The sequence below is a fragment of the Candidatus Magnetobacterium casense genome (genome assembly GCF_000714715.1).
Taxonomy (GTDB): domain Bacteria; phylum Nitrospirota; class Thermodesulfovibrionia; order Thermodesulfovibrionales; family Magnetobacteriaceae; genus Magnetobacterium; species Magnetobacterium casense.
The window spans coordinates 21790-45154 of the sequence record NZ_JMFO01000025.1 but is presented as its reverse complement, the minus strand read 5'-3'; the positions used below and the strand labels follow the sequence as shown (position 1 = coordinate 45154).

The following is a 23365-nucleotide window of genomic DNA, read 5'->3' as shown; positions in this document are numbered from 1 at the left end:
TTTCTCATCAAACCCCTTGATACAAGGCATTTTGTGGGGGCCTTGAGTAGTATTGTAGATTACCTGTGGTATGCGAAGTTAGACCGTACCTACAAGAAGATGCTCGAAAGTACGGTTGAGAAGAAGACCCTTGAACTAAAAAGTGCGCAGAGGAAGATAAAGGACCTGACCGATGAGCTGCTTCAACGTCTGATATTAGCTTCCGAGCGCAAGGATACCGATACGGGTGAACATATATCAAGGATGGGTCTATACTCAAAGAGGTTGGCACAGGAGCTTGGTTTGTCAGGTGGATTTGCTGAAGCAATAAGTTTTGCAAGCCCTCTGCATGACATAGGCAAGATCGGCATACCTGACAGCGTGTTGTTAAAGCAGGGACGGCTTACGGAGGAGGAGTTTGAGGTGATAAAGACGCACTCCATGATAGGTGCCGGCATACTCTCAGGGTCTTCACACGACGGTATACAGATGGCCGAAACAATAGCCCTCTATCACCACGAGAGATGGGACGGTTCAGGATACCCTGCAGGGTTGAAGGGCGAGGCTATACCGCTTGAGGCAAGGATTGTCATAATCTGCGATCAGTATGACGCCCTGGTTATGAAGAGACCATATAAGCCACCGTTTGAGCACAAAAAGGCGGTTGATATAATCACAAAAGGCGACGGCAGGACATTACCAACACACTTCGATCCGGACGTTCTTAGGGCTTTCATCAAAGCCTCCGCCGACTTTGATACCATATACAGAGAAAACTCATAGCGTAGATATAAGGAGATTAACTATGCGTGTATGTGATATTCCAGAGATAAACAGGATGAGCGTATCCGAGAAAATTCTTTTAGTCGAAGAGCTTTGGGATAGCATTACTTCTGATAACCAGGAAATTACTATTGCACGGAGTCATATTGAGGAATTGGATAAGCGACTTAAAGATTACAGAACCAATCCCAAGAAACTTCTGACTCTTGATGAACTTCAATCACGAATAGAAGAAAAGCTATGACTTATTCATTACGTCTTTTCCCTGAAGTTGAGGAAGATGTTGAATCCGTGACAGACGTTGACATGGTGATAGAGCTTACGGGGCTTGACGATATAATACCGGACGTCTATGAGCGATTCAGGCCGATAGTCAGGGACGGGGTGTCGTTTCTGCTGTCGGAGATATCCCCTGAGCGTTTTGCGGCCATTGTCTATGCCCTGTCGGAGGAGGACACCGCCCCCGGACGCCTGGTGAGACTTGCCATGGAGGTCCCCACACTGCACAAGCTGGGACAGACAATTGCACGCAACCAACACATCGACTCGCAATTCAGAAACAGACTCGCAGAGCTTGAAAACTCCGTGATGAAGATTGATGCGGACGTCATAGAGGCCATCGTTGTGGATGCGCTGGGCAACTGGATGAGCGACCACAACGTCCGGCTCAACTACAACGTCTGCTACGAGGCCAGCGTGGCCGCCGTGGTAGACTTTACGTGCGATACCCCGCACGGATCAGGCATCAGTGGCGGGGTCTTTAAGATCATCAAGCCCGACGTCCCGCAACGCCTGCATGAAGAACTGGAAATCCTTGACGCCCTGGCTGCCTTCTATGACGCCCACAGAGACGACTACGACGTTGACAGCTTCAGGTTTATCGAAACCTTCGCTGACATAAAAACCGCCCTCCTGACCGAAATAGACCTCCGCAACGAACAGCGCAACCTCAAACTTGCACACTGCCTCTACGACGGCATCCGGGACGTCAAAATACCCCGCCTTGACCCCGCCTCCAGGGATGCCGTAACGGTCATGGAGCTGATCAGGGGAGAAAAGATAACCGATGCCCCCCTGAGCACATCCCGGAGGAAACAGTGCGCCAGGACGCTCTTTGTCTCGCTGGTGTGTCACCCGTTGTTTTCCGGTCAACATCGCAGCATCTTCCACGGCGACCCCCACGCAGGAAACATCTACTACTGCGACCACGATGGCCGGATAGCCCTCCTGGACTGGAGTCTTGCCGGTGAACTGGATAAAAGCCGGCGGGCCGCTATCATGAGACTCAGCCTGGATATCTTTACACGGGATGCAGGACGCATATACAACTCAACGATTGCGCTCTGCGAAGATGGCGTCGGTACGGGGCATGTCATCAGGGATGAGATCAACCGCTTTGTTGCCGAACCATCGGAGGGATTCATCGAGCAATCGCTGACGTTGCTGGACAGGCTGGCCATCAAGGGGGTCAAGTTCCCAAGCGACCTGCTCCTGTTCAGAAAGGCCATCTTTACGCTCAAGGGCGTCCTGCAGGAACTTGATCCCGACTTTGATATGGACAGACCGCTGGTAGAGTTTATCAACGCTCTCCTGCTTTGTGAACTGCCGCTGAGGTGGTTTAACCTCTTCTTTCCTCTGGCCGAGGACGCCCTCATGTACAAGAGCCTGCTGTCAAATTCAGACCTCATCAGGATTGCTATGGAGTTTGTAAGGCTCAAGCAAGATAGTTGATATAAAAAAATGTCACTGTAATTTTGATGATAAATATGTTAATATTCATAATAGTGAGGGTTGGTAGAGATACACTGGTGACAGAGTACAAAAAAAACGGTATCAGTACAGAGCTAATGTAAGCCGGAAAGGTTAGCAATATATGTTAAAGAAGGTCCACGAGGAATACGAACACTTAAGAGAACTTGCCAAGACCCTTGAGATACCGTCATGCCCACAGATAGTGATCGATGTCTATAATGAGGTCAGGAGCAAGGATACGGACTTCCGCAAGGTGATCGATCTTGTCAGCAAGGACGTTGGCTTATCGGCCAAGGTGCTGAAGGTCTCCAATCGTCCGATGTTTGGGGCGGGCAGGGTTGACTCAATCGAAAAGGCGATAAACATGCTGGGTATAAACACGTTTTCCACGACTGTGCTGGCCAGTGCCTTGAATGAGTCCATGTGCAGCGCTGCGACCACCGTACACTTCGAAAAGTTCTGGAGACACTCCGAGGTGGTTGCCGCCTTATCTGCGCATATCGCCAAGACCACCAGGTCGATCGATGTCAATATGGCCTATATGTGCGGTCTGTTTCACGACAGCGCAGTGGCAATCTTTGTCAAGAAAAAATACCCCGATTACACAAAACTCATAGACCAGGCCCTGGGCATTGTACCGGCAATAGCCCTGTCTGGAAAAAAGAAGTCCATCATTGGGCTTGAAGAGGCTATATATAACACCAACCACTGCGTTGTGAGCTTCCTGATGGCCAAGACCTGGCACCTGCCCGAAGTTGTAGCCGAGGCCGTCTGCTACCATCACTACGTAGATGTCAGTATCCACGAACGTCAGGACACTCGCACGCTGGCCGCCATCCTGCTACTGGCCGAGTACCTCAGGGAGGGCTACGACAACGTAAGGGCCGTGGGCTTCTATAAGGACCTCCAAGCCTGGATAAAAATGCACCCAAAGGTGCCGACTCAACTGTACATGTCCGCAGAAGACATCCAGGACCTTAAAAGAGATGCCCTCGATATAATAAATGCCGTATAGGAACTCACTACAGGCTTAACGTCAGGTGCATATATGCAATACGAAAACCTGCTTAAGATAACCAGGGAACTGACGGCCCTGTACGTAGAGGATGAGAGACCTATCCAACTGATCAATCGCCTTGAGAAAATGTTTAAGACTGTCATCCTGGCCGAAGACGGTAAGGACGGATATGAAAAATACCAGCAAAACAACGTAGACCTCATCCTGACCGATTACCTGATGCCGGAGGTCAACGGCCTCCAATTGATCAAGAGCATCAGGGTACATGACAGAAAGACCCCTATAATCCTTATCACCGGCTTTATAGACTCGGAATTCCTGATCGACGCAATAAATCAGGGCGTTACGCAGTTTGTCACCAAACCCATAATAGTGCCCAATCTGTTAAGAGCCATAGAGATTGCCGTCTCCCAGATGGTCATGGAAAACCTGGCACAAAAAACACAGCAACAGGAACTGGAACTGTTGCGCTACAGAGAAAAATACCACTTCACACAACAAGAAATGGCCTTCCTGAAGGAACTGCGGATAATAAAAAACGACTTCAGCTTCAAACGAATAAACACTATCAATGACAACGACGACGTCTGCAGCCTCTGGTGCATCGATATACATTACATGCCGCTGGATATACTTAGCGGCGACAGCTATTCAATCAGAGAACTAAGCACCGGCGAGGTAATACTCTTCATCGTTGACGCCATGGGCAAGGGACTCTCTGCATCGGTAACCTCAATCCTGACGACGTCGTTTGTCAACCACCTCATAGACGGAGCCATCGACAAGGGCTGCTTTGATTTTAGCGAATTCCTCCGCCTCTACACAGACTTCATAGCCAAGGAGCTGCTCAACGAGGAGATCGTCTGTGCCTCTTTCGTCTACATAGACTTCAACAACCACAAGATGCACACCTCCATGTACTCCATGCCCCCCATACTGGTCCTCAGGCGAGACGGTCAACTGATCCAGATCAAGAGCAACAACATCCCCATTATGAAGCACCGCATACCAGGCACCATTGACACCTACGACATGACAGGCTTCACCAGGATACTCATCGGCAGCGACGGACTGAGTGAGAGTTGGTGCGACAACGGCCAGACCCTGTACCAGGAATTCCTGGCAAGAGACTTTATGGACTCCAACTTTAAAGACGACCTATACAAGCGCTTTAGCGAACACGTCAGTACACCTGGAGATGACGTGACCTTCATACTTTTAAACAAGTTCGATTACAAGGACTGCAAATCCAAAACGATGGTCATCAACAGCACCCTCGACGACGTCCAGACCGTAACAACCGAAGTTGAGAGCTATCTCCAGCAATTGCATGTCAATGACAGGTGCAGCGCACTGTTTATCAACTCGTTCTCCGAAATCATTATGAACGCCTATGAGCATGGCTCCCTGGAACTCGATTTTGAGTTGAAACATGAACTGACATCAAAGGGTACCTATGAATCATACCTGACAGATAAGCAAAAGGATACCGACAGGAAGATAATTGTTGAATTAAACATAATCCACACTCCTGGTTTCAGTGGTTCATCAGGAGGCGGGGACTTCCTCCTGGCCACTATAACAGACGAAGGAAAGGGCTTTGATGTGTCAAAGTTAAGCACTCTCAACGTAGACAACCACCTCCTCTGCGGCAGGGGAATCAAGGTTGCTAAAAATACCTCGGACGTGCTACTTTATAACAGGGCGGGCAATCAGGCCCTCTTAATGAAAACATTGATTAAGGATTAAACAATGGAGATAACAGTTGTAAGTAACTCGGAGGTCAATATAAACGGCCACATAAAGACTATCGAGGATTATCAAAAAATAAAACAAGCACTAAACTCTGTTATTGCAGATGGCCGGAAGAAGATTACGATAAGCATCCCGGAGTCGATCACGATGACGTCATCGGTTATAGGATACCTGCTTAAGCTCGTTTTTGAAAACAAACTCGATATTTCAATACTTGTCAAAGACGAAAAGCTCTTTAACCTCCTTGACGTATTAAACCTGGTAGACGTCTTCAAGGTCAAAAAGATGTAAACACTATTAACAAGTTACTAACAATTGTTAATAACTTGTGTGTTTACGTTGATAACGGTATGATAAGGTCAGATGTAATGCTATTTTTAGGTGGTGATTTAGAATGCTTAAATGACTTTGAGATAGCTGACATGCTAAACTACAAGTAGAAACCTTAACTCTCATTGTATGAAAAGCATTAAACACTCATAAATTGAGCGAAAAGGAGGGAACGAGATGATAACAACATTTGAAGTGAGGGTTTTTCACGGCGTCCTGGAACCGCTGGAGCCAGTGGACTTACCAGAGGGTAAAAAGTTTAAGGTTATCCCGTTAGATGAAACAGAGAGCAGTCAACCGGAAGAAGACCAGTACAACGAACTTCTAAAATTGGCAGGAATTATGAATAGCGGCTTGTGTGATTTATCAGAAAACCATGATAAATACCTTTATGGTTTAAAGAAATAACATCGCCATGTCTACAGTTTTTGTTGATACTAGTGCATGGATAGCTTTATTTGATGATTCTGACAAACATTACCAGGAAGCAATTACCAGATTTCATCTAATTAAAGAACAGAAAATAAAACTTTTAATGTCGGATTATATCTTTGATGAGACTATTACTGCTATTCGTGCTAAAGTTGACCATAAAACCGCTGTTCGAGTTGGTGAGTTTCTTTTAACCCACTCTATATATTAAGCTGGTTTGGTTGGATGATGTCATAAAAAAGTTATCTTGGGAGTATTTTAAGAAGTATAGCGATAAAATTTATTCCTTTACCGATTGTACCAGTTTTGTTGTGATGAAGGAGAGAAATGTCTTAGAGTATTTTTCGTTTGATGAGGATTTTAGACGGGCAGGGTTTACAGATTTTTACGAAAGATACAAAGCAAGTTAAACTTATATTAAAGAGCCGTAAAGGAGTTTAGGGAAGACTTTGTTTTTAAGCATAATAACTAAAAGGAAGTTATGGGTTAGCTCTAAAGATAGACTTGGTCTGAATTCATTATAAACTACGATGTATTAAGGAGCAGTAAAATGAAAAAGCATAGTTTCTACACCAATAGGGTTGAGCATAATGGGGTCAAGGGGACTGGTCCCCTTGCAGGAGGGGGTCTGAGGGGGATGGGCAGAGCCCTCCCCCTTCTTTTCCCTGTCTTATGCTTATCCTTTGTCTTATTGCTTTTACTGATCAGGCCGGTATTTGCGATGCCGACGCTGGAGGGATGCGGGATGTTTCCTGTCAACAACATCTGGAACACGCCCGTGGACAAGCTGCCCCTTGACGCCAATTCGGCAGACTACGTCACAACGATCGGCGCAAGCAGGGGGGTGCATCCGGACTTCGGCAGTGGCACGTGGGAGGGACGTCCAATCGGGATTCCTTACAACGTTGTCTCCGGCACTCAGACAAAGGTCAGCGTGAGTTTCGACTATGCCGATGAGAGTGACCCCGGCCCCTACCCTATCCCACCTGGTGCGCTGATCGAAGGCGGTGATCAATCAACCGGTGACCGTCACATCCTCGTCGTTGACAAGGACAACTGTATGCTGTACGAACTCTACGCGGTCTACCCACAGACGGATGGCAGTTGGACTGCCGGATCGGGGGCTATCTTTGACCTGCGCTCCAATGCCCTCAGACCTCAGACATGGACGTCAGCCGATGCTGCGGGACTGCCGATCTTGCCTGGGCTGGTGCGCTACGACGAAGTTGCCGCCGGCGAAATCAATCACGCCATCCGGTTTACCGTCCCGCAGACTCGCAACACCTACCTGTGGCCGGCCAGACACAAGGCGTCTTCCCTGACCGGCACCAACTATCCCCCAATGGGACAACGATTCCGTCTGAAGGCGTCGTTTGATACATCAGGCTCTTCACACGACACAAGGGTTATCCTCGAAGCACTGAAAAAGTACGGCATGATCATTGCCGATAACGGCTCCTCCTGGTACATCTCCGGTGTGCCTGATCCGCGCTGGAACAACGATACGCTCGTCAGCGAATTCAGCAGGGTACATGGCTCCGACTTTGAGGCCGTAGATGAATCCGCCCTGATGTTAAACGTAAACTCCGGCCAGGCAAAGGGAGCAACCACCAAAAACGACTTCAACTCCGACAGCACCAGCGACATCCTCTGGCACAACGCCACCACCGGAGAGGTTGCGCTCTGGATGCTCAAAAATGGGATGATCTCCGATACGGCCCTCCTGGCAGCAGTTAGCACTAGGTGGCAGATACAGGCTACAGGCGATTTCAACGGCGACGGCAACAGCGACATCCTCTGGCAAAACACCGAAACAGCAGAGGTAGCCCTCTGGATGCTCAACGCAAACAGAACCATAACCGCAGCCCTCTCCCTCGGCCACGTTACTGACCCCGCATGGCAAATTCGATACACGGGCGACTTCAACGGCGATGGCAACAACGACATCCTCTGGCAGCACACCGATACCGGTCAGGCAGGCGTTTGGCTGATCAACAACGGTTCGACACTGGTTTCGGGCAGTTCCCCCGGGGGGGCAGACCCGCAGTGGCAGATGTTTGGTGTTGGTGATTCCGATGGCAGCGGCAAGGATGAGGTCTTCTGGTACAACAGTGCTACCGGTGAGGTGGTGTTATGGCTCCTGGATGGCAAGAGGCTCTCCACCGTGCAAGCTGTGGGGATGACTGCCCAGGCGTGGCACCCCCTGGGCGTGGGCGACTTCAACGGCGATGGCGTGGCTGATATCCTCTGGCAGAACTCCCAGACCAGTCAGGTGGCAGTCTGGCTCCTGGACAAGGGCGTCATAAAAAGTGCCACCGCAATGGGCATTGCCGGTACACCCTGGCAGTTCAAGGGTGTTGGTGACTACAACGGCGACGCCACATCAGACGTCCTCTGGCAGAACACAAACACCGGTACCGTGACCATCTGGATGATAAACAACGCCTCTGTTGTCGGTCCGGCCATACCAGGGACGGCAGGCGCCCCGTGGGTGATTAAGTAACATACCCCAAAAAAGAAAGAAGGAGGGCGGCTCCGCCCCCTCCTCAGACCTCCCCTGCAAGGGGACCAGTCCCCTTGACCCCATTATTCTTAACCCTAATGTTCTAAGCATTTATGCTCCATTATTTATCCAGTCTGTATCGATCAGGTACTTCAAGTTTTTATTTACGGGCGACTACAACGTTGTCTGTTTTCGTATATATCGTTTAGTAACTGGTCGCAATCAATTGTATCTGCCCATGCCCCGGCAGTTGTATTTAGTACATCGATGAAATTCTTTTTAGGTGGAGTAATAGACCCTTCCGATATGGTAACTGTTACTTCAAATCCATCCGGCAAGTCTATATCATCCAAAGGTTCAAGCAAACCATTGGCTACTCTGGCGTTAATGGTTTTAGTCATCCTGTTACCTCCTTCATTATTGATTGCTGGTATTTATAGCGTCTCCATAATATTATTATAGCATACAAATGCTTTTTTTTGTATCACAGGCAGTCTGAACAAAAATATTTACAGGAAGAAAAAATTTAAAGTCAGTTATAATAAAAGTGATGACAAATAGCGAGGTTAATTTAACCAAACACAGGGTCTGTACCTTCACCGTAGTAGTTGAACCGGACGAAGACCGATGGTTTGCCTATTGTCCGGCTTTGCACAAGCAGGGAGCGGCCACGTGGGGCTACACCCGGCAAGAGGCTATCAGCAATATCAAGGAAGTAGTAGAAATGGTGATTGGGACATTGACGCAAGACAACGAACCCATTCCGGAAAACGAAGATGCAGCAGTAGAGATATTACCCGATATACGTGTTGCCGTTGTCGTCTAATCCATGCCCATTGACTACAAGCAACTGCGGAGCCTAAAAGCCGGAGATTTGGTCAATGCCATACTGAAGGACGGCTTTTATCTGCGTCATCAAACAGGTAGCCATCAACAATACCTACACAGCAATGGTCGCAGGGTGACGGTATCTTATCATAAGTCCGGTGAGACCTTTACACCCAAAATACTGAGGTCTATGATAGAAATACAAGCCGAATGGACAGAAGAGGATTTAAAAAGGCTTAAAATAATAAAGTAATAACAATAGCGTGGTAATAGAGTTTGAAGGCCAAAAGTAACAGAATGTGTGCAGAGGAAAATCATGAGGTCGCTTGCAAAAAAGAAGGGGGCGTCTTGTGGCCGGGGCGGGTGCGACAATTGAGCCAGGGGCGGCCCGCCCCCCGGCTGTGAGCAAATCGTGCCCCGCCCTCTTAACCCCATTAATTGGTGCCTCTACTCAAATTCACTAATTGGTATTATCTCTGATACAGTTGCTCCATTCATCTTCCATATATAACTATTGTTCCATAGTACGTTTGCAATAGAATCTGGACCGAGTGAACCATACCCCCCATAAAGCCATTTCTGGCTGTCACTACCAAGAACCATGTTTTTTCCATTTGGACCCTTCACAGGACCAAAGCTCACTATCGTTGAATCGTTCATCAGCCACATTGCTACTTCACCGGTATCTGTATTCCGCCATAGAATGTCGGCCTTTGAATCACCGTCAAACCGAGCTGCTTCCAGAAGCAACCAGTGTGATTTCAGATCAACTGGTTTTCCATTGGCAAATGTTACAGATGGTATATCAATAAGTTCACCATTTTTCATAAAGAAAATTACAAACTGTTTATTACCGGTTTCGTACCATAGCATATCGTCAAATCCGTCACCGTTAAAATCAGCGATAGCTTTGAGATGCCAGTTTGAACCAAGGTTGTCAATAAGTACCTTATTTGAGGATATTGATACTTTGTTTGAGGTTGAATCGGTTGTCATACGCCATATAACTATCTGTCCATCTTTTTTTCCGTTTGTGCAGCCCTTTTCATTCTGACATTGCCATATTACGCAATCCTTTTTGTTACCGTAAAAGTTCCCAATTCCCTTGAAGACCCACGAAGGATCGATTTCTTCTACACGATCTCCATGGTAGAGTGAAGTACCACCCTTGCCAACTGTCCAAACTGTTATAGCACCAGCCCAGTGTCTTAATAGGATATTGCTTCTACCAGCCGCGTTAAAATGACCTGTCCCTAAAACTGACCACCCTATTGCGTATCCTACGTTTTTTTTAGCAACAACACCACCATCGCTGTTCAGTAACCAGACGCCTAATGGGCTAGTATGATACCCCTGGATGTCGCTAATGCCATCGCCATCTAAATCGCTAGTGAAAGAAGGATAACTACCTGGGCCAGAAATAGAGGTTGAGTTAAAATAAGGCGTTACTGTCCTGTCTGACGTCATCGATACCGTGCATTTGCTTTTGTCTTCTGATACTGTATCACAGCCGTTCCAAGAGTCAGCAGATGCCTTAAGTGTTACTGACGTGCCTTTAACATACTGGTATGAACATCTTGAGCCACAGCTAATACCTATTTCTTTTCCGATTTCGCTTCCATTTCGATATACTTCTTCAACTCCACCACTTGTCTTTACAGTTAGTGTGTAGTTGGTTGATGTATGTGATAATTGAGCCGTCATTGTATCTCCAGGTTTAGATATTCTCACGATTGATACACCTGATAGTTCTCCGGAGTAGAGATTGCTGTTGGGTGTTGTACTACCAACAAACATGTTTATATAACCCTCGGCATTATTACCTTCATACCAAAGGTTGGTATTTTGACCATCATTAAATGTCGGTGTCATCTGGTAGTTATCGGCTGTCTCAATACTGACCAAACGATTATTATCATCACCATTCGGGTAATCATTATTTACTTTAGCTTCATCTATATGATATATAGCAAGTCCACCAAAGTTTGCCCCTAACCATCTCTCAAGCCCCTTGTCATATCCTTTACTTTGTCTATTTTCCACAAGAAAGTACTCTTTAGTTGAACTACTAATACCATCCCTACCAGGTGTTACCCTAAAGACGGTATTGTTACGGGCCGCGCTATCAGTCCCTGCTGCCGTAATAGATACAGGATCAGTTTTTATCGGTATCGCACCATCGACCCAATCGCTCCATAGCTTGAGGTAGGCAGAGGGTAAAACTGGTGTTTCTCCACGCCAGGTATCTGTACTTGACTTCCCCCAGTTTCCCGCGGACATAAGGTCATATGCACCTAAGCCTGCAGAACGTACGCCGTTAGCATCGTCTGTTCTATCATACAAGTCAGGCCATTTAAAGATAAGATGTCCCAACTCGTGTATCATAACCCCCATCGTAGTCATGTGTTTGTCGTTAGGAAAAGGGTTAGAAAAACTCCTTGCTGTTTTGTAGACTTCACCAAACATGGCATAACCTCCTGCGCCACCATGATATGCCCCCACTGTTACAATACCACCATTCACCACAGGAGCAGATTTTTTTGATAAGCCCGAATAATGAGCCCATATATTAGGTTCTTCAGCATCAGGGTAGCTGGCCTCATATCCAGCCACTACGATTACGACAGCAAGTTCATCGGTGTCAACATATCCATCACCATTAGTATCGTAGGCAGCAAAATCTACAGAACTAGCTGCAGCCGATATAGCCTCATTAACTAAATTGATAATAACCTCATGATCTTCTTTATCTACGTGACCCACGTTAGGGTGTTTACCGGGCATACGTAGCCAGCCAACTACACCATCGTTGACTGTTCCAGAAGTTTCTTCAGCCAGCTCTAAAGTTACCTTACCATAAGATGCCTTCTTGTAGAAATCATAAATACTCCTTTGATCTGAGTCTGTAGCCTGCTTTTTAATAAAATTTGCAAAGTCTTTCGGATTATAGGCATGAGGTGGATCCTCAAAATCAACAAGGATAAATAAAATCTTAGTACTAAACTTGCCTTTGGGAGCAAATTTTGGGTTGATATGATCCCTCAAGGCACGCTTTTTCTTTAACTCTTCTTTGGGCAAATTTACGTGTCTCTCTAAGGTAGGAGGCGGTAGCTTGTCAGCCCTGTTATTTGTTAAAACAGGCGTCTTACCGCTATACGGGCCTATATAATACCAATATCCGTCATCAGCTTTTTTGATCGAATAGCCAGCAACGGTCTCAACCCAATGGTGCCACTCGTCACCTAATGTTCTTGCCTCAAAACTACTGCCATCTGGCTGAACAATCTTATAAACTGTCTGATCAGCAGGCACACCCTCGGCAATCGTGCCAAATCCCATGCCTAACAGCATAACTGCAACCGTCAACAAAGTTAGTAACATCGATTCTGCCATACAACGCAAGGTACAACAGCTCTTTTTGTAAATATTGGTAACTAAATTTCCTTTCATTTCTAAATCCTCCGTTCAATTTTTTGGACGTTTTAAACGTTAATAATAATCCTGAACCTAAGACTCACCTCACAACCATTAGATTTTACTTGCACTTAATCATCTCTATCACCCCCTCGTTGTTGCTATGTTACAAACGTTACGTCTTGATTTTGTCCACTGCACGACCGGTAAAACCAGCCTGCTTATTCTATCAACTGATTGCGTTAAACGGCTAAAATAAGGGTAATAGTTATAGGCGACAATCAGGCAATATTCACACAGCAAGAAGAAAGACATAAGGACAGAGATAGAAGGGTTGGTTATGGTAAAATAAGTTATTAAACTATTAGTCCGCTCATTTTTAGTAAGTAAGTAAGTAAGTAAGTAAGTAAGTGCAAGAAGGGGGCCAATTCCCCTGCGACCGTTATACTTCGCACGTCAAATATATATAACTCTCCCATCAAATATGCTAACATTACCCCTGATGTGTTTGTCAAGTGGTCGTGGGAAAATTTTTTCCGATCCGTCTTCAGTGCCATAGACGAGTTCGTCAAAGACATCCCCTACGACGAAACCAGAAACTACGTAAAGCGCGTCCTCAAGACGTACTTCAATACACCAAAGCCGCCAACCCCGATAACGTCGCGGTAAGTTTCGTGCTCAACTGCTCACTTACAAGGTGAAGGCAGAAAGAAGGGAGGCGGCTCAGACCCTCCCTCAGACCCACCCCGAAGGGGGCCAGTCCCCCACTGAGCCGGGGGGCGCTGACCCCTTGACCCCGTAATGCCACATTTTTTTGTATTTAATCCAATCGAAACCTGCTATAAATAAACACATTTGCATTGAACTGCATAACCTACGCAAACATAAGTCGTCCCTTGGGCTTTGGTATAGAACGTCCTAATTCCTTTGCCGTTTCTATCCACTCGGAAATAATTACCTCTATGTTAGAAAGTGCCTCCTGGTAGGTCAATCCGTCTGCCATACATCCAGGAAGTTCAGGGACCTCGGCTATGAACGACTGATCTTCTTCGCTCCAATATATGATGATTTCATATTTGTTCATCCTGTTTATCTCCTAATTTGTATTTTAAGATAATATTACGAATTTGCTTAACCTGATAGGATTTAGCTTTGTTATATTTGGGTTGAATATTAAGAATTTCCTCAATATCATCTCTGCTATAAATATGATGTGAGCCATTTATCCTTTCTTTAAATCCTAAATATTGTATTAGTGCACGTATTTTGTTAAAGCTGATATTTGCATCTGATGTACCACTTAAGATTTGGCTTATCAGTTTTTTAAACTTTGTCATAGTTTACCCTATCCACGCCCATCGCCTCAAACCATTGTCCCCGTGGCATCCTGCGTATAGACCTCGTCAACCCGAAGTCCGATGGCTGACCCTTTGCTCACATAGTCCGTAAGTCAGGTGAGCATTGAATATCTTCTGTACTATGTTAAATGCCAATAAAAACCTCCCAGGAAATCTTAATTGTCTATGAAATCAGCATCTTTTTCAAACTTAAGTTTACCAAATTTTCTAAAAGTTTCGCCAGACTTAAGTAAACACATTTGCATTGAACTGCATAACCTACGCAAACATAAGTCGTCCATTGGGCTTTGGTATAGAACGTCCTGACTCCTTTGCCGTTTCTATCCACCCGGAAATAATTACCTCACCGGGAGGGGCAAAGCGCAATCTTGTCGCAGCGGGGGGTTGGCAAGGGGTTGGCAACCCCCCGCTCAGTGCCCCCGGCCAAAAGTCGCACCCGCCCCGGCCACGAAGAAGTCCCCTTGACCCCATTTTACCATGCTTTTTTAAGAGGATACGATTGATCCAATATTACCAGGATGTTACCGTCAGCGTATACATGCCTGCCGTTGCAGGGTCAGAGGTTGTTACCTCGATTGTATATGTACCGGCTGCTAACCCTGTTTGGCTTATCTGTGCATCTGTGCCGCCACCGCTGTCGTCATCGGAGGCCACTACTGTGCCACTTACACCACTGCCGGAGAGCAGGACAAGATAGGCATCCACGGAGGTTGATGTCAAAGCAATCTGTATGTTTGTTGAGCTGCTCAAGGTAAGGATATAGTAAGCGGCATAACTTCCCGACATATGTGTAGAGTAACAACTGCTGCTACTCCAGGAACCGGTAGCCGGAGTGCTTAAAGCAATAGCGCTGGTACCGGTACATGAAGTTGAGGCAAATGTTGCCGTCACGGACTTGTTTGACGACATCGTTAATGCGCATGTTTTGCCGGAGCAGTCGCCACTGTAGCCGGTAAAGACCGAGCCGGAGTTGGCTATTGCATTGAGGTTAACCGATGTTACTGTGAAGTATATGGCCCTTCCGGTGTTTCCACTCCAGGTCATGTAACCCGTAGATGGTGCAACAACACCCGAACCTGTACCGGTTTTAGTTGCAGTAAGGGCATATCCTGGACTAAACTTCACCGTCACGGACTTGTTTACCGACATTGTCAGCGTACAGGTTGAACTCGTCCCTGAGCAGGCACCACCCCAACTGTAAAGGTAATATCCGTCGTTAGGTGTTGCCGTAAGGGTAACTGACGTGCCACTGGTGTATGAAGCCGTCCCCGTGTTTCCACTCCAACTTAGTATACCTGTTGAGGCCGTAACTGAACCAGCCGAACTTGATGAGTTTGTTATCGTCAGGGTGTATGTGTTACCGGTGTTAAAGGTCACCGTCACATTCTTTGCCGCCGACATCGATATCGTGCAGGTTAAACTTGCACTGCCAATGACGGCGCAGTCGCCACCCCATCCGGCAAATACATAGCCGGCGTCGGGTGTTGCCGTAAGGGTGACATTTGTACCGCTGGGGTAATGAGTGTACTTTCCGGTGGTTCCACTCCAGGATAGCGTACCTGTACTGGCTGTAACGGAACCCGTACCTGTACCGGATTTTGTTACGGTAAGGGTGTATGCAGGATTAAAAGTCACAGTCGTAGATATGGCACGAGTCATCTTTAACAACGAACAGGTCGAACTTGGCCAGGTTAAGGTTGACCCTGAGCAGTCGTCACTCCAGGAGGCAACGTATGAGTTGTCGTCGGCGGTTGCAGTAATGGCAACATCCGTGCCGGAGACACCGGAGGTGTATGTAGTCGTGCCGGTGTTTCCACTCCAGGATATTGTGCCTGTATCGGCCGTAACGGAACCAGTACCTGTACCGAATTTTGTTACGGTAATGCTGTATACATGGCTAAACGTCGCCGTTACATTCTTTGCCGCCGACATCGTTACCGTGCAGGTTGAACTCGTCCCTGAGCAGGCTCCACTCCAGCCGGTAAAGACTGAGCCGGCGGTGGCGGTGGCCGTAAGGGTAACTGACGTAATACTCATGCCGGTACTATATTTAGCCGTCCCGAAGTTGTCTCCCCACCAGTTTAGCGAGCCTGTCGAGGGTGTAACGGTACCCGAACCTGTGCCATATTTTGTTACGGCAAGGGTAAATCCCATGCCAGCAACTTCCGAAAACGCCGCCGTTACAAACCTGTTCTGCGACATCGTTACCGTGCAGCTTCCTTTAGATGATCCTATACCAGTCCAGGAGCAGTCGCCACCCAGGTTGGTAAGCAGATAGCTATTCAGTGTTTCGGCTGTTGCCGTAATCGTAACGGACGAACCGATGGAGTATCCGACAGTAAAGGTGTATCCGCTACTGGCCAACGCACCGGAGTCAACTCCAATAGAACCGCCGCTGGTCCTTGTTAAGGTCAGGATATATCCAGGGACAAACGTCACCGTCACGTTTTTGGCCGCCGACATCGCTACCGTGCAGGTTAAACCCGTACCGGAACAGTCGCCGCTCCAGTTGGGCATATAGCCGTTATCGACTGTTGCCGTAAGGGTGACAGACGTGCCGCTTTTGTATATAGCCGTGGCGGTACTTCCACTCCAGCTTAACGTGCCCGTATCAACAGCGACAGACCCCGTGTTTGCACCGGCCTTTGTTATCGTAAGGGTGTACATGGGGTTAAACGTTGCCGTTACGACCTTGGCCACCGACATCGTTACCGTGCAGGTTGAATCTGTCCCGGAACAGGAACCGTCACCACTCCAACCGGCAAAGTATGAGTTTGAATCAGGCGTTGCCGTAAGGGTGACGGACGTACCAAGTGGATATGTAGCCGTGCCTGTGTTTGCGTTCCAGCTTAGTTTGCCTTGATCGTCCGTAATGGTACCCGTGCCCGTACCGGCCTTTGTTATGCTAAGAGTGTTGGCGGTAAACGTCGCCGTCACGGTCTTTGGCGATGAGTTTGTGGTTATCGTACATGTCGAATTTGTCCCTGCAGACAGACAATCACCGCCCCAGCCGGTAAAGTATGAGTTTGGTGAATCGGCTGTTGCCGTAAGGGTAAGCGTTGTTGACGCCGTAAATTCAACCTTACCGGTGTTGCCGCTCCAGGTCAGGTCAGTTGGAGAGGATGTAACAGTACCCGTACCTGTACCGGATTTCGTTACCGTCAGGGAGTTGCTCAGGGTAAATGTCGCAGTAAAAGACCTGTTGTCATTCATTGCCACCTTGCAAGGCGACATTGTTCCACTGCAAGTGCATGGCTCGTTCTTATTGGCTTGGGTGCATTCGCCGCTCCAACCGGCAAAGTATGAGTTTGAATCGGCTGTTACCGTAAGGGTAACCGTTTTACTCTGGTCGTATTTATTGTATTTACCGGTGTTTCCGCTCCAGCTTAGGTTCTCAGGCGAGGCGTCAACATTACCGGTACCCGTGCCGGATTTAGTTACACTAAGGGTGCAGGAGTAGGGTAGAAACAGGCACTGTGCACCTTTTGGTTCCATATCGACTTCTGCAATGGCATTGGCTGCCGTAACTAACGGTGTAACACCATTGCTACCGTCATCAGCAACCCCTAACCCCACATTGCCAAACACACACAACACCGCAAACACTGCCAACAACAACCTAATTACAATTGATCCTTGTCGTTCTTTCTTCATAAAACTACGTTTCCTTTTTTGCCTTAAATTGATACTTTATATGTTATGTATCTTCTATAAAAAAAAGACAGGCAGAGGGGCCTGCCAAGGTATACCCTCAGAAAGCCCCCGCCATTTTCATCCTCCCTCGATCGGACTAATCTCTACTCCGTCAAAGACACAATCACCGTCTTAAGCCATCCAGGGGAGATTGTCTGCTACCAGGATGTTATCGTCAGCGTATACATCCCTGCCGTTGCAGGGTCAGAGGTTGTTACCTCGATTGTATATGTACCGGCTGCTAGCTCTGATTGGCTTATCTGTGCATCTGTGCCGCCACCGCTGTCGTCATCGGATGCCACTACGGTGCCACTTGTACCACTGCCAGAGAGCAGGACAAGATAGGCATCCACGGAGGTTGACGTCAATTTAATCTGTATGTTTGTTGAGCTGCTCAAGGTAAGGATATAGTAAGCGGCATAACTTCCTGCCATATGCGGAGAGTAGCAACTACTACGACTGCTCAACGAATCGCTATATGTGTTGTTTACTGAAGCAGTGGTAGAACTCTTACATGCTGTTGATTCAAACTTAACAGTTACAGACTTGCCCTCAGACATCGTTAGCGTGCAGGTTGAGCTAGTACCTGAGCAGTCGCCACTCCAACCGGTAAAGACATAGCCGCTGTAGGCTTTTGCCGTAAGGGTAACTGACGTACCGCTGACATATGTAGCTGTATAGGGGTTGCTCCCCTTTAACGAACCCGTAGAGACTGAAACAGAACCACCAGAATTGGGGGATTTCGTTATAGTAAGGGTATATGCAGTAGTAAACGTTGCTGTCACATTCTTTGCCGCCGACATCGTCACCGTACAGGTTGAACTCGTCCCTGAACAGTCGCCACTCCAGCCGGCAAAGGTTGAACCGGAAGCGGCTGTTGCTGTAAGGGTAACTGACGTATCGCTGGGATATGAAGCTGTACCGGTGCTTCCACTCCAGCTTAGGGTGCCTGTTGAGGCTGTAACAGTACCGGAACCGGATGTTGTGACCGTAAGGGTGTATATAAGGCTAAACGTTACCGTCACATTCAAATCTTTTGTCATCGTCACCGTACAGGTTGAACTCGTCCCGCAACTGGAGCCATCGCCACCCCAGGTTGCACTGTAACCTGATGATGTTGTCGCCGTAAGGGTAATTGACGTACCATAGTAAAATTGACCTGTACCGGTGTCTCCACTCCAGCTTAGGCTGCCTATTGAGCCTGGAACCGTAACCGTACCGGAACCGGATTTTGTTACCGTAAGGGTACGTGGAGACGTAAACGTAGCCGTCACATTCATATCTTTTGACATAGTCAGCGTACAGGTTGAATTCGTCCCAGAACAGTCGCCACCCCACTCGGTAAAGGCATAGCCCAATAAGGGTTTTGCCGTAATGGTAACTGACGTACCACTTAAGTATGAAGCAGTATAGGGATTGCTACCGCTTAACGAACCCGTAGAGACTGAAAGAGAACCACCAGCGTTGGTGGATTTAGTTATCGTAAGGGTATATAAAGTAGTAAACGTAGCCGTCACATTCTTTGCCGCCGACATAGTTAGCGTACAGGTTGAACTCGTCCCTGAACAGTCGCCACTCCAGCCGGCAAAGCCATAGCCAGTAGAGGCTGTTGCCGTAAGGGTAACTGACGTACCATCGGTATATGTAGCTGTACCGGTGCTTCCATTCCAGTTTAGTGTGCCTGTTGAGGCTGTAACAGTACCGGAACCGGATGTTGTTACCGTAAGGGCATATGATGGGAGGCTAAATGTCGCCGTCACGCTCATATCTTTTGATATTGTCAGCGTGCAGGTTGAGCTAGTACCTGAGCAGTCACCACTCCAGCCTGTAAAGACATAGCCACTGTAGGCTGTTGCCGTAATGGTAACTGACGTAACGCTGTCATATGTAGCAGTATAGGGGTTGCTCCCACTTAACGAGCCCGTAGAGAGTGAAATAGAACCACCAGAATTTGGTGATTTCGTTATCGTAAGGCTGTATCCGGGGTTAAACGTCACCGTCACGTTCCTGTTCGTTGACATCGTAACATTACAGGTTGAACTCGCCCCGGAACAGGCACCACCCCAAGAGACGACGTAGCCGGTGGCGGGTGTTGCCGTAATGGTAAGTGATGTACCTGCGGTATATGTCTCTGTACCGGTGTTTCCACTCCAGCTTAGGGCGCCTGATGAGACTTTAACAGTACCAGTACCGGATTTTGTTACCGTAAGGGTATATGACAAACGGGGGTTGTAAGTGCTCTTTGGCACTATTGGTTCATCCGCAAACCCTACTCCCACGTTACCAAACACACACAACACTGTAAACATTGCCAACAACAACCGGAGTACAGTTAATCTTTGTCGTTCTTTATTCATAAAGCTAAATCTCCTTCTTTTTCTTAATTCGGTGTTTCAAAACTTGACCCAAAAGCCACCACCCACCAAAGATGGGGTCAAGGGGGCCGGCCCCTTGCAGGGAGGTCTGAGGAGGGGGCGGAGCCGCCCTCCTTTTTCTCTCCCCTTCTTACGGATTAAGCGTCAAGAATGCCCATGATGTCTCCTTGTTGGCGTCTTGAGCGGTGATGACTACCTGTGTTGCGACGGTGACGGCCTTGAGCACCGTTACCGTGAGCGTTTTGCTTGCGGAATCAAATGACGTGCTCACCAGATCAGGAGCACTGACATTGAACGTGTATGGAGTTTCACCGCCAGTGATGGCAAATGTGGCAGTCGTTCCAACCGCCGGCGCGGTAAGCACCACGTTTGCCGGTAATACCTGCACCCGCTCATTGCTAACCACAAACCAATCGGGATCGCCAACAGCGCCCAAAGATGCCTGATCCTTGATCGTCGCTCCATTCATAAACCACACATAGAGTTGACCCGTAGAGACGTTCTGCCACAGCAGGTCAAGCATACCGTCGCCATCGTAATCGCCAACCCTGACGATCTGCCAGTTGGCATCAGCCACGGTAGCAACCATCTTTGCGTTCTCCACGTTTGGCCCATACATAAACCACATGGCCACATCGCCGGTGTTGACGTTTTTGTAAAGTATGTCGGCCTTGCCATCGCCGTCGAAATCCCCCACCCTGACGATACGCCATTGAGGGTCGGCTAATGGCGACACCATCGTGGCAGTCTTGATCGTCGGACCATTCATGAGCCACACGCCAAGCACCTCAAGGCCTTCGTGTCTGAGGAGTATGTCGTCTTTACCATCGCCGTCAAAGTCTGCAATACCGGCTATTTCCCATTCCATACCAGGGTTTTGAGCAATAAGCCTGGCGTCTACAAAACCGGCGCCCTTCATTGACCAGATGCCCATCATGCCATCGGCCCTGTTTCTGAAGAGGATATCGGCTATGCCATCGCCGTTGAAGTCTCCAACCGCCTTGAAATACCAGTCAGCGTTGCCTCTTGTAACTAACTTCTTGGCTTTATTGCTTATACTGCCTAATTTCAAGGGGGTGTGGTCGGCTATTGTCATACCGTTCATAAACCATATATGTAGTGAGGCGTCCTTGCTGTTTTTCCAGAGGATGTCGGTCTTGCCGTCGCCGTCAAAGTCCCCTGCAGCGTTTATATTCCAATCAAGTGGTACTCTGCCGGGAGAACCGATGCTCTTGACCTTGTTTCCGTCCAGCAGCCAGATGGCAACAGTGCCCGTACTTTGGTTATGCCACAATAGATCGCTCTTGCCGTCGCCGTCATAGTCGTGGAGCACCTTATGCTTGACAGAGGCGCTTCCCATAAAAGTAGCCGTTACCAACTTGCCGGAGGCAAGCGTTACCTTACACTTGGCGCTTGTAGAACTGTCGCTGTTATCGCAACCCGACCAGGTACTAAAGACTGAATCCGAACCGGCCGTAGCAACCAGGGTGACAAGCGTATTGGCGTCATAGGTGGTAGTACACGTTGATCCACAACTTATACCCGATGGGAGACTTGAGACGGAGCCAATCCCACTACCGGCGGTATGCACAACCAACGAAATGCCTGGGATAGTGTTCTTTTTAAAAGTGGCCGTAACCGTTTTATCAACAGACATCGTCACCTTACACAGCGCAACGTCATTGCCGTCACCTGGCACTGTATTGTCGCTATCGGCGTCACAACCGCTCCAACCGACAAACGTCGAAAGTGGATCGGCCTTGGCCATCAGCATCGTCACAGCGTCCTTGGGATAGGGGCCGTTACATATCATGCCGCATTCCATACCGGGGGGGTTGCTCATCACCATACCACTGCCATCGCCGGCCTTACTCACGGTCAGCGTAAGGGCGTTTGAACTCTTGCTAAAGGTGGTCGTCACCGTCTTATCCGACGACATTGTAATCGTACACTCATTGGGATTACCCGGGCCTGAGTAAGCCTTGCCTTGAGACGGAGGCGACGAAGGAGGTGGAGGAGGAGGTGGTGGTGGACTCTGGCTTGGTCCCGGGGTTGAGGTCGGGCCTGGGGTTGTGCTTGGCCCCGGGGTTGGAGTTGGACCAGGAGGCGGACTCTGGGTTGGTCCCGGGGTTGTGCTTGGCTTAGGAGTTGGAGGCGGCGTTGGGCTTGGACCCGGAGTGGCATTATTGGCGTCACAACCGCTCCAGCCGCCAAAGGTGGAACCTGAATATGGCATGGGCATCAACCTCACCTTTGCCCCCTGGGGATAGAGACCATCACACCTTGAGCCACAATCCATACCCGGGGGGTAGCTCTGTATCATACCGCTGCCATCACCGGATTTGCCTACATTGAGCTTAACGTGCGCTGCCGTACTCTTGTTAAACGTGGCCGTAACCGTCCTGTCTGATGACATCTTAACCTTACACCACGGCACAGGGTCATTGGTGTCAATGGAGTCACAACCACTCCAGCCGGCAAACGTAGAATCCAGTGTGGGGATGGGATTTAACGTCACCTCCGTACCAGAGGGATATGGATTCTTACACATTGAACCACAATCTATACCTTTGGGGTTGCTCCATACACTACCAACGCTCTGGCCATTCTTATTAACTGTCAGCGTAAAATTTCCATCGGCGTACATCGGTTTAACCGACAAAATCAAAAACGCAAGCATTATGTTAAATATTATAACAATATGCCACAAACGACTATTCGTTAACCTTATCGCATAATCCATAAATATCCTCACTGCTTTAAAAGTTTTTTTATGCTGTTTCTTGTCCTTAAGCCCTTTCCTTAATGCCCTTGCATCGTCTGCAATAGTCGTTACACTGTCATAATCTTGCCTGCCTCCAGTTCTGTAATTTTTAGTTCTTAAAAACACCGTGACATATGTTACAGCAAAGACAGGTATGCAGTCAATAGCGTTTGATTTCCCAAACTCCGGCATGAAATTTTAGGTTTCTTCTTACTTCATACCAAGTTGCATCCAAAGAGGTATCTTGTTGTTTAATGGGGTCAAGGGGACTTCTTCGTGGCTGCCCCTTTCTTTCTTGTATTGCACACAATCGAAACGCTCTATAAAAAAAAAGGAGGGCAGAACCGCCCTCCCTTCTTTATCCCTCACTTGCCGCTGTGG

General features: G+C 48.0%; 19 protein-coding genes and 1 pseudogene. 13 read left to right on the top strand and 7 right to left on the bottom strand.

Annotated elements, in window-relative coordinates; all coding sequences use genetic code 11:
- From Mcas_RS12245 to Mcas_RS19295, 10 genes and pseudogenes are all read left to right on the top strand, one after another.
- Positions 1-762: HD-GYP domain-containing protein (locus Mcas_RS12245; RefSeq protein WP_040335830.1), on the top strand; the 762-nt coding region annotated here is incomplete at its 5' end.
- A gap of 22 nt (positions 763-784) precedes the next feature.
- The gene (locus Mcas_RS12240) at positions 785-1006 is read left to right on the top strand and encodes an addiction module protein (protein ID WP_040335829.1); all 222 of its coding nucleotides are present in this window, start codon (positions 785-787) and stop codon (positions 1004-1006) included.
- Entirely contained in the window at positions 1003-2493 is a 1491-nt protein-coding gene (locus Mcas_RS12235) for an AarF/UbiB family protein (RefSeq protein WP_040335828.1), read from the top strand. Before Mcas_RS12240 ends, Mcas_RS12235 begins: the two co-directional genes overlap by 4 nt.
- 142 nt (positions 2494-2635) lie before the next feature.
- The gene (locus Mcas_RS12230; RefSeq protein ID WP_040335827.1) at positions 2636-3529 is read left to right on the top strand and encodes an HDOD domain-containing protein; all 894 of its coding nucleotides are present in this window, start codon (positions 2636-2638) and stop codon (positions 3527-3529) included.
- Positions 3530-3562: 33 nt separating this feature from the next.
- Entirely contained in the window at positions 3563-5281 is a 1719-nt protein-coding gene (locus Mcas_RS12225) for a response regulator (protein WP_040335826.1), read from the top strand.
- Between the two features lie 3 nt (positions 5282-5284).
- Positions 5285-5578: a hypothetical protein gene (locus Mcas_RS12220; protein WP_040335825.1), complete on the top strand. Its 294-nt coding sequence runs from the start codon at positions 5285-5287 to the stop codon at positions 5576-5578.
- 216 nt (positions 5579-5794) lie between these two features.
- A complete protein-coding gene (locus Mcas_RS12215) occupies positions 5795-6025 on the top strand; it encodes an antitoxin family protein (protein ID WP_040335824.1) in 231 nt (76 codons plus the stop codon).
- Positions 6026-6032: 7 nt separating this feature from the next.
- Complete coding sequence (locus tag Mcas_RS19305) at positions 6033-6260, top strand: PIN domain-containing protein (protein ID WP_040335823.1); 228 nt, start codon at positions 6033-6035, stop codon at positions 6258-6260.
- Positions 6261-6686: 426 nt separating this feature from the next.
- Positions 6687-7649 (top strand): annotated as a pseudogene (locus tag Mcas_RS19300) (hypothetical protein); the annotation flags it as partial.
- Positions 7650-7736: 87 nt separating this feature from the next.
- The gene (locus Mcas_RS19295; RefSeq protein ID WP_353740391.1) at positions 7737-8552 is read left to right on the top strand and encodes an FG-GAP repeat domain-containing protein; all 816 of its coding nucleotides are present in this window, start codon (positions 7737-7739) and stop codon (positions 8550-8552) included.
- A 164-nt stretch (positions 8553-8716) separates the two neighbouring features.
- Here the strand turns inward: Mcas_RS19295 and Mcas_RS12200 are convergent, their stop codons facing one another.
- Positions 8717-8953, bottom strand: coding sequence for an antitoxin family protein (locus Mcas_RS12200; RefSeq protein ID WP_040335822.1), 237 nt, complete (start codon positions 8951-8953; stop codon positions 8717-8719).
- Positions 8954-9102: 149 nt separating this feature from the next.
- Between Mcas_RS12200 and Mcas_RS12195 the strand changes: the two genes are divergently transcribed.
- Together Mcas_RS12195 and Mcas_RS19290 are read left to right on the top strand one after the other, a co-directional pair.
- On the top strand, positions 9103-9378 hold the full coding sequence (locus Mcas_RS12195; RefSeq protein WP_052567362.1) for a type II toxin-antitoxin system HicB family antitoxin: 276 nt from the start codon (positions 9103-9105) through the stop codon (positions 9376-9378).
- 3 nt (positions 9379-9381) lie between these two features.
- A complete protein-coding gene (locus tag Mcas_RS19290) occupies positions 9382-9633 on the top strand; it encodes a type II toxin-antitoxin system HicA family toxin (RefSeq protein WP_040335821.1) in 252 nt (83 codons plus the stop codon).
- Positions 9634-9827: 194 nt separating this feature from the next.
- On the opposite strand, the gene Mcas_RS12185 is transcribed toward Mcas_RS19290, so the two are convergent.
- A complete protein-coding gene (locus tag Mcas_RS12185; RefSeq protein ID WP_040335820.1) occupies positions 9828-12830 on the bottom strand; it encodes a M6 family metalloprotease domain-containing protein in 3003 nt (1000 codons plus the stop codon).
- 468 nt (positions 12831-13298) lie between these two features.
- On the opposite strand from Mcas_RS12185, the gene Mcas_RS18270 reads away from it, so the two are divergent.
- Positions 13299-13463, top strand: coding sequence for a hypothetical protein (locus Mcas_RS18270; protein WP_156033348.1), 165 nt, complete (start codon positions 13299-13301; stop codon positions 13461-13463).
- Between the two features lie 205 nt (positions 13464-13668).
- Here Mcas_RS18270 and Mcas_RS12180 read toward each other — a convergent pair whose 3' ends face one another.
- The 5 genes from Mcas_RS12180 to Mcas_RS16940 form a co-directional block, all read right to left on the bottom strand.
- Positions 13669-13878: a type II toxin-antitoxin system HicB family antitoxin gene (locus Mcas_RS12180; protein ID WP_040335819.1), complete on the bottom strand. Its 210-nt coding sequence runs from the start codon at positions 13876-13878 to the stop codon at positions 13669-13671.
- Positions 13865-14131, bottom strand: a complete 267-nt coding sequence (locus Mcas_RS12175; RefSeq protein WP_040335818.1) for a type II toxin-antitoxin system HicA family toxin — start codon at positions 14129-14131, stop codon at positions 13865-13867. The genes Mcas_RS12180 and Mcas_RS12175 overlap by 14 nt, the downstream gene beginning before the upstream one ends.
- A 531-nt stretch (positions 14132-14662) precedes the next feature.
- The gene (locus tag Mcas_RS12170) at positions 14663-17806 is read right to left on the bottom strand and encodes a beta strand repeat-containing protein (protein WP_040335817.1); all 3144 of its coding nucleotides are present in this window, start codon (positions 17804-17806) and stop codon (positions 14663-14665) included.
- A 197-nt stretch (positions 17807-18003) separates the two neighbouring features.
- Positions 18004-20202: a beta strand repeat-containing protein gene (locus tag Mcas_RS17790; protein WP_081853834.1), complete on the bottom strand. Its 2199-nt coding sequence runs from the start codon at positions 20200-20202 to the stop codon at positions 18004-18006.
- Between the two features lie 148 nt (positions 20203-20350).
- Positions 20351-22963 (bottom strand): VCBS repeat-containing protein, encoded by a 2613-nt coding sequence (locus Mcas_RS16940; protein WP_156033347.1) that lies wholly within the window; start codon positions 22961-22963, stop codon positions 20351-20353.
- Positions 22964-23365 lie beyond the last annotated feature (402 nt).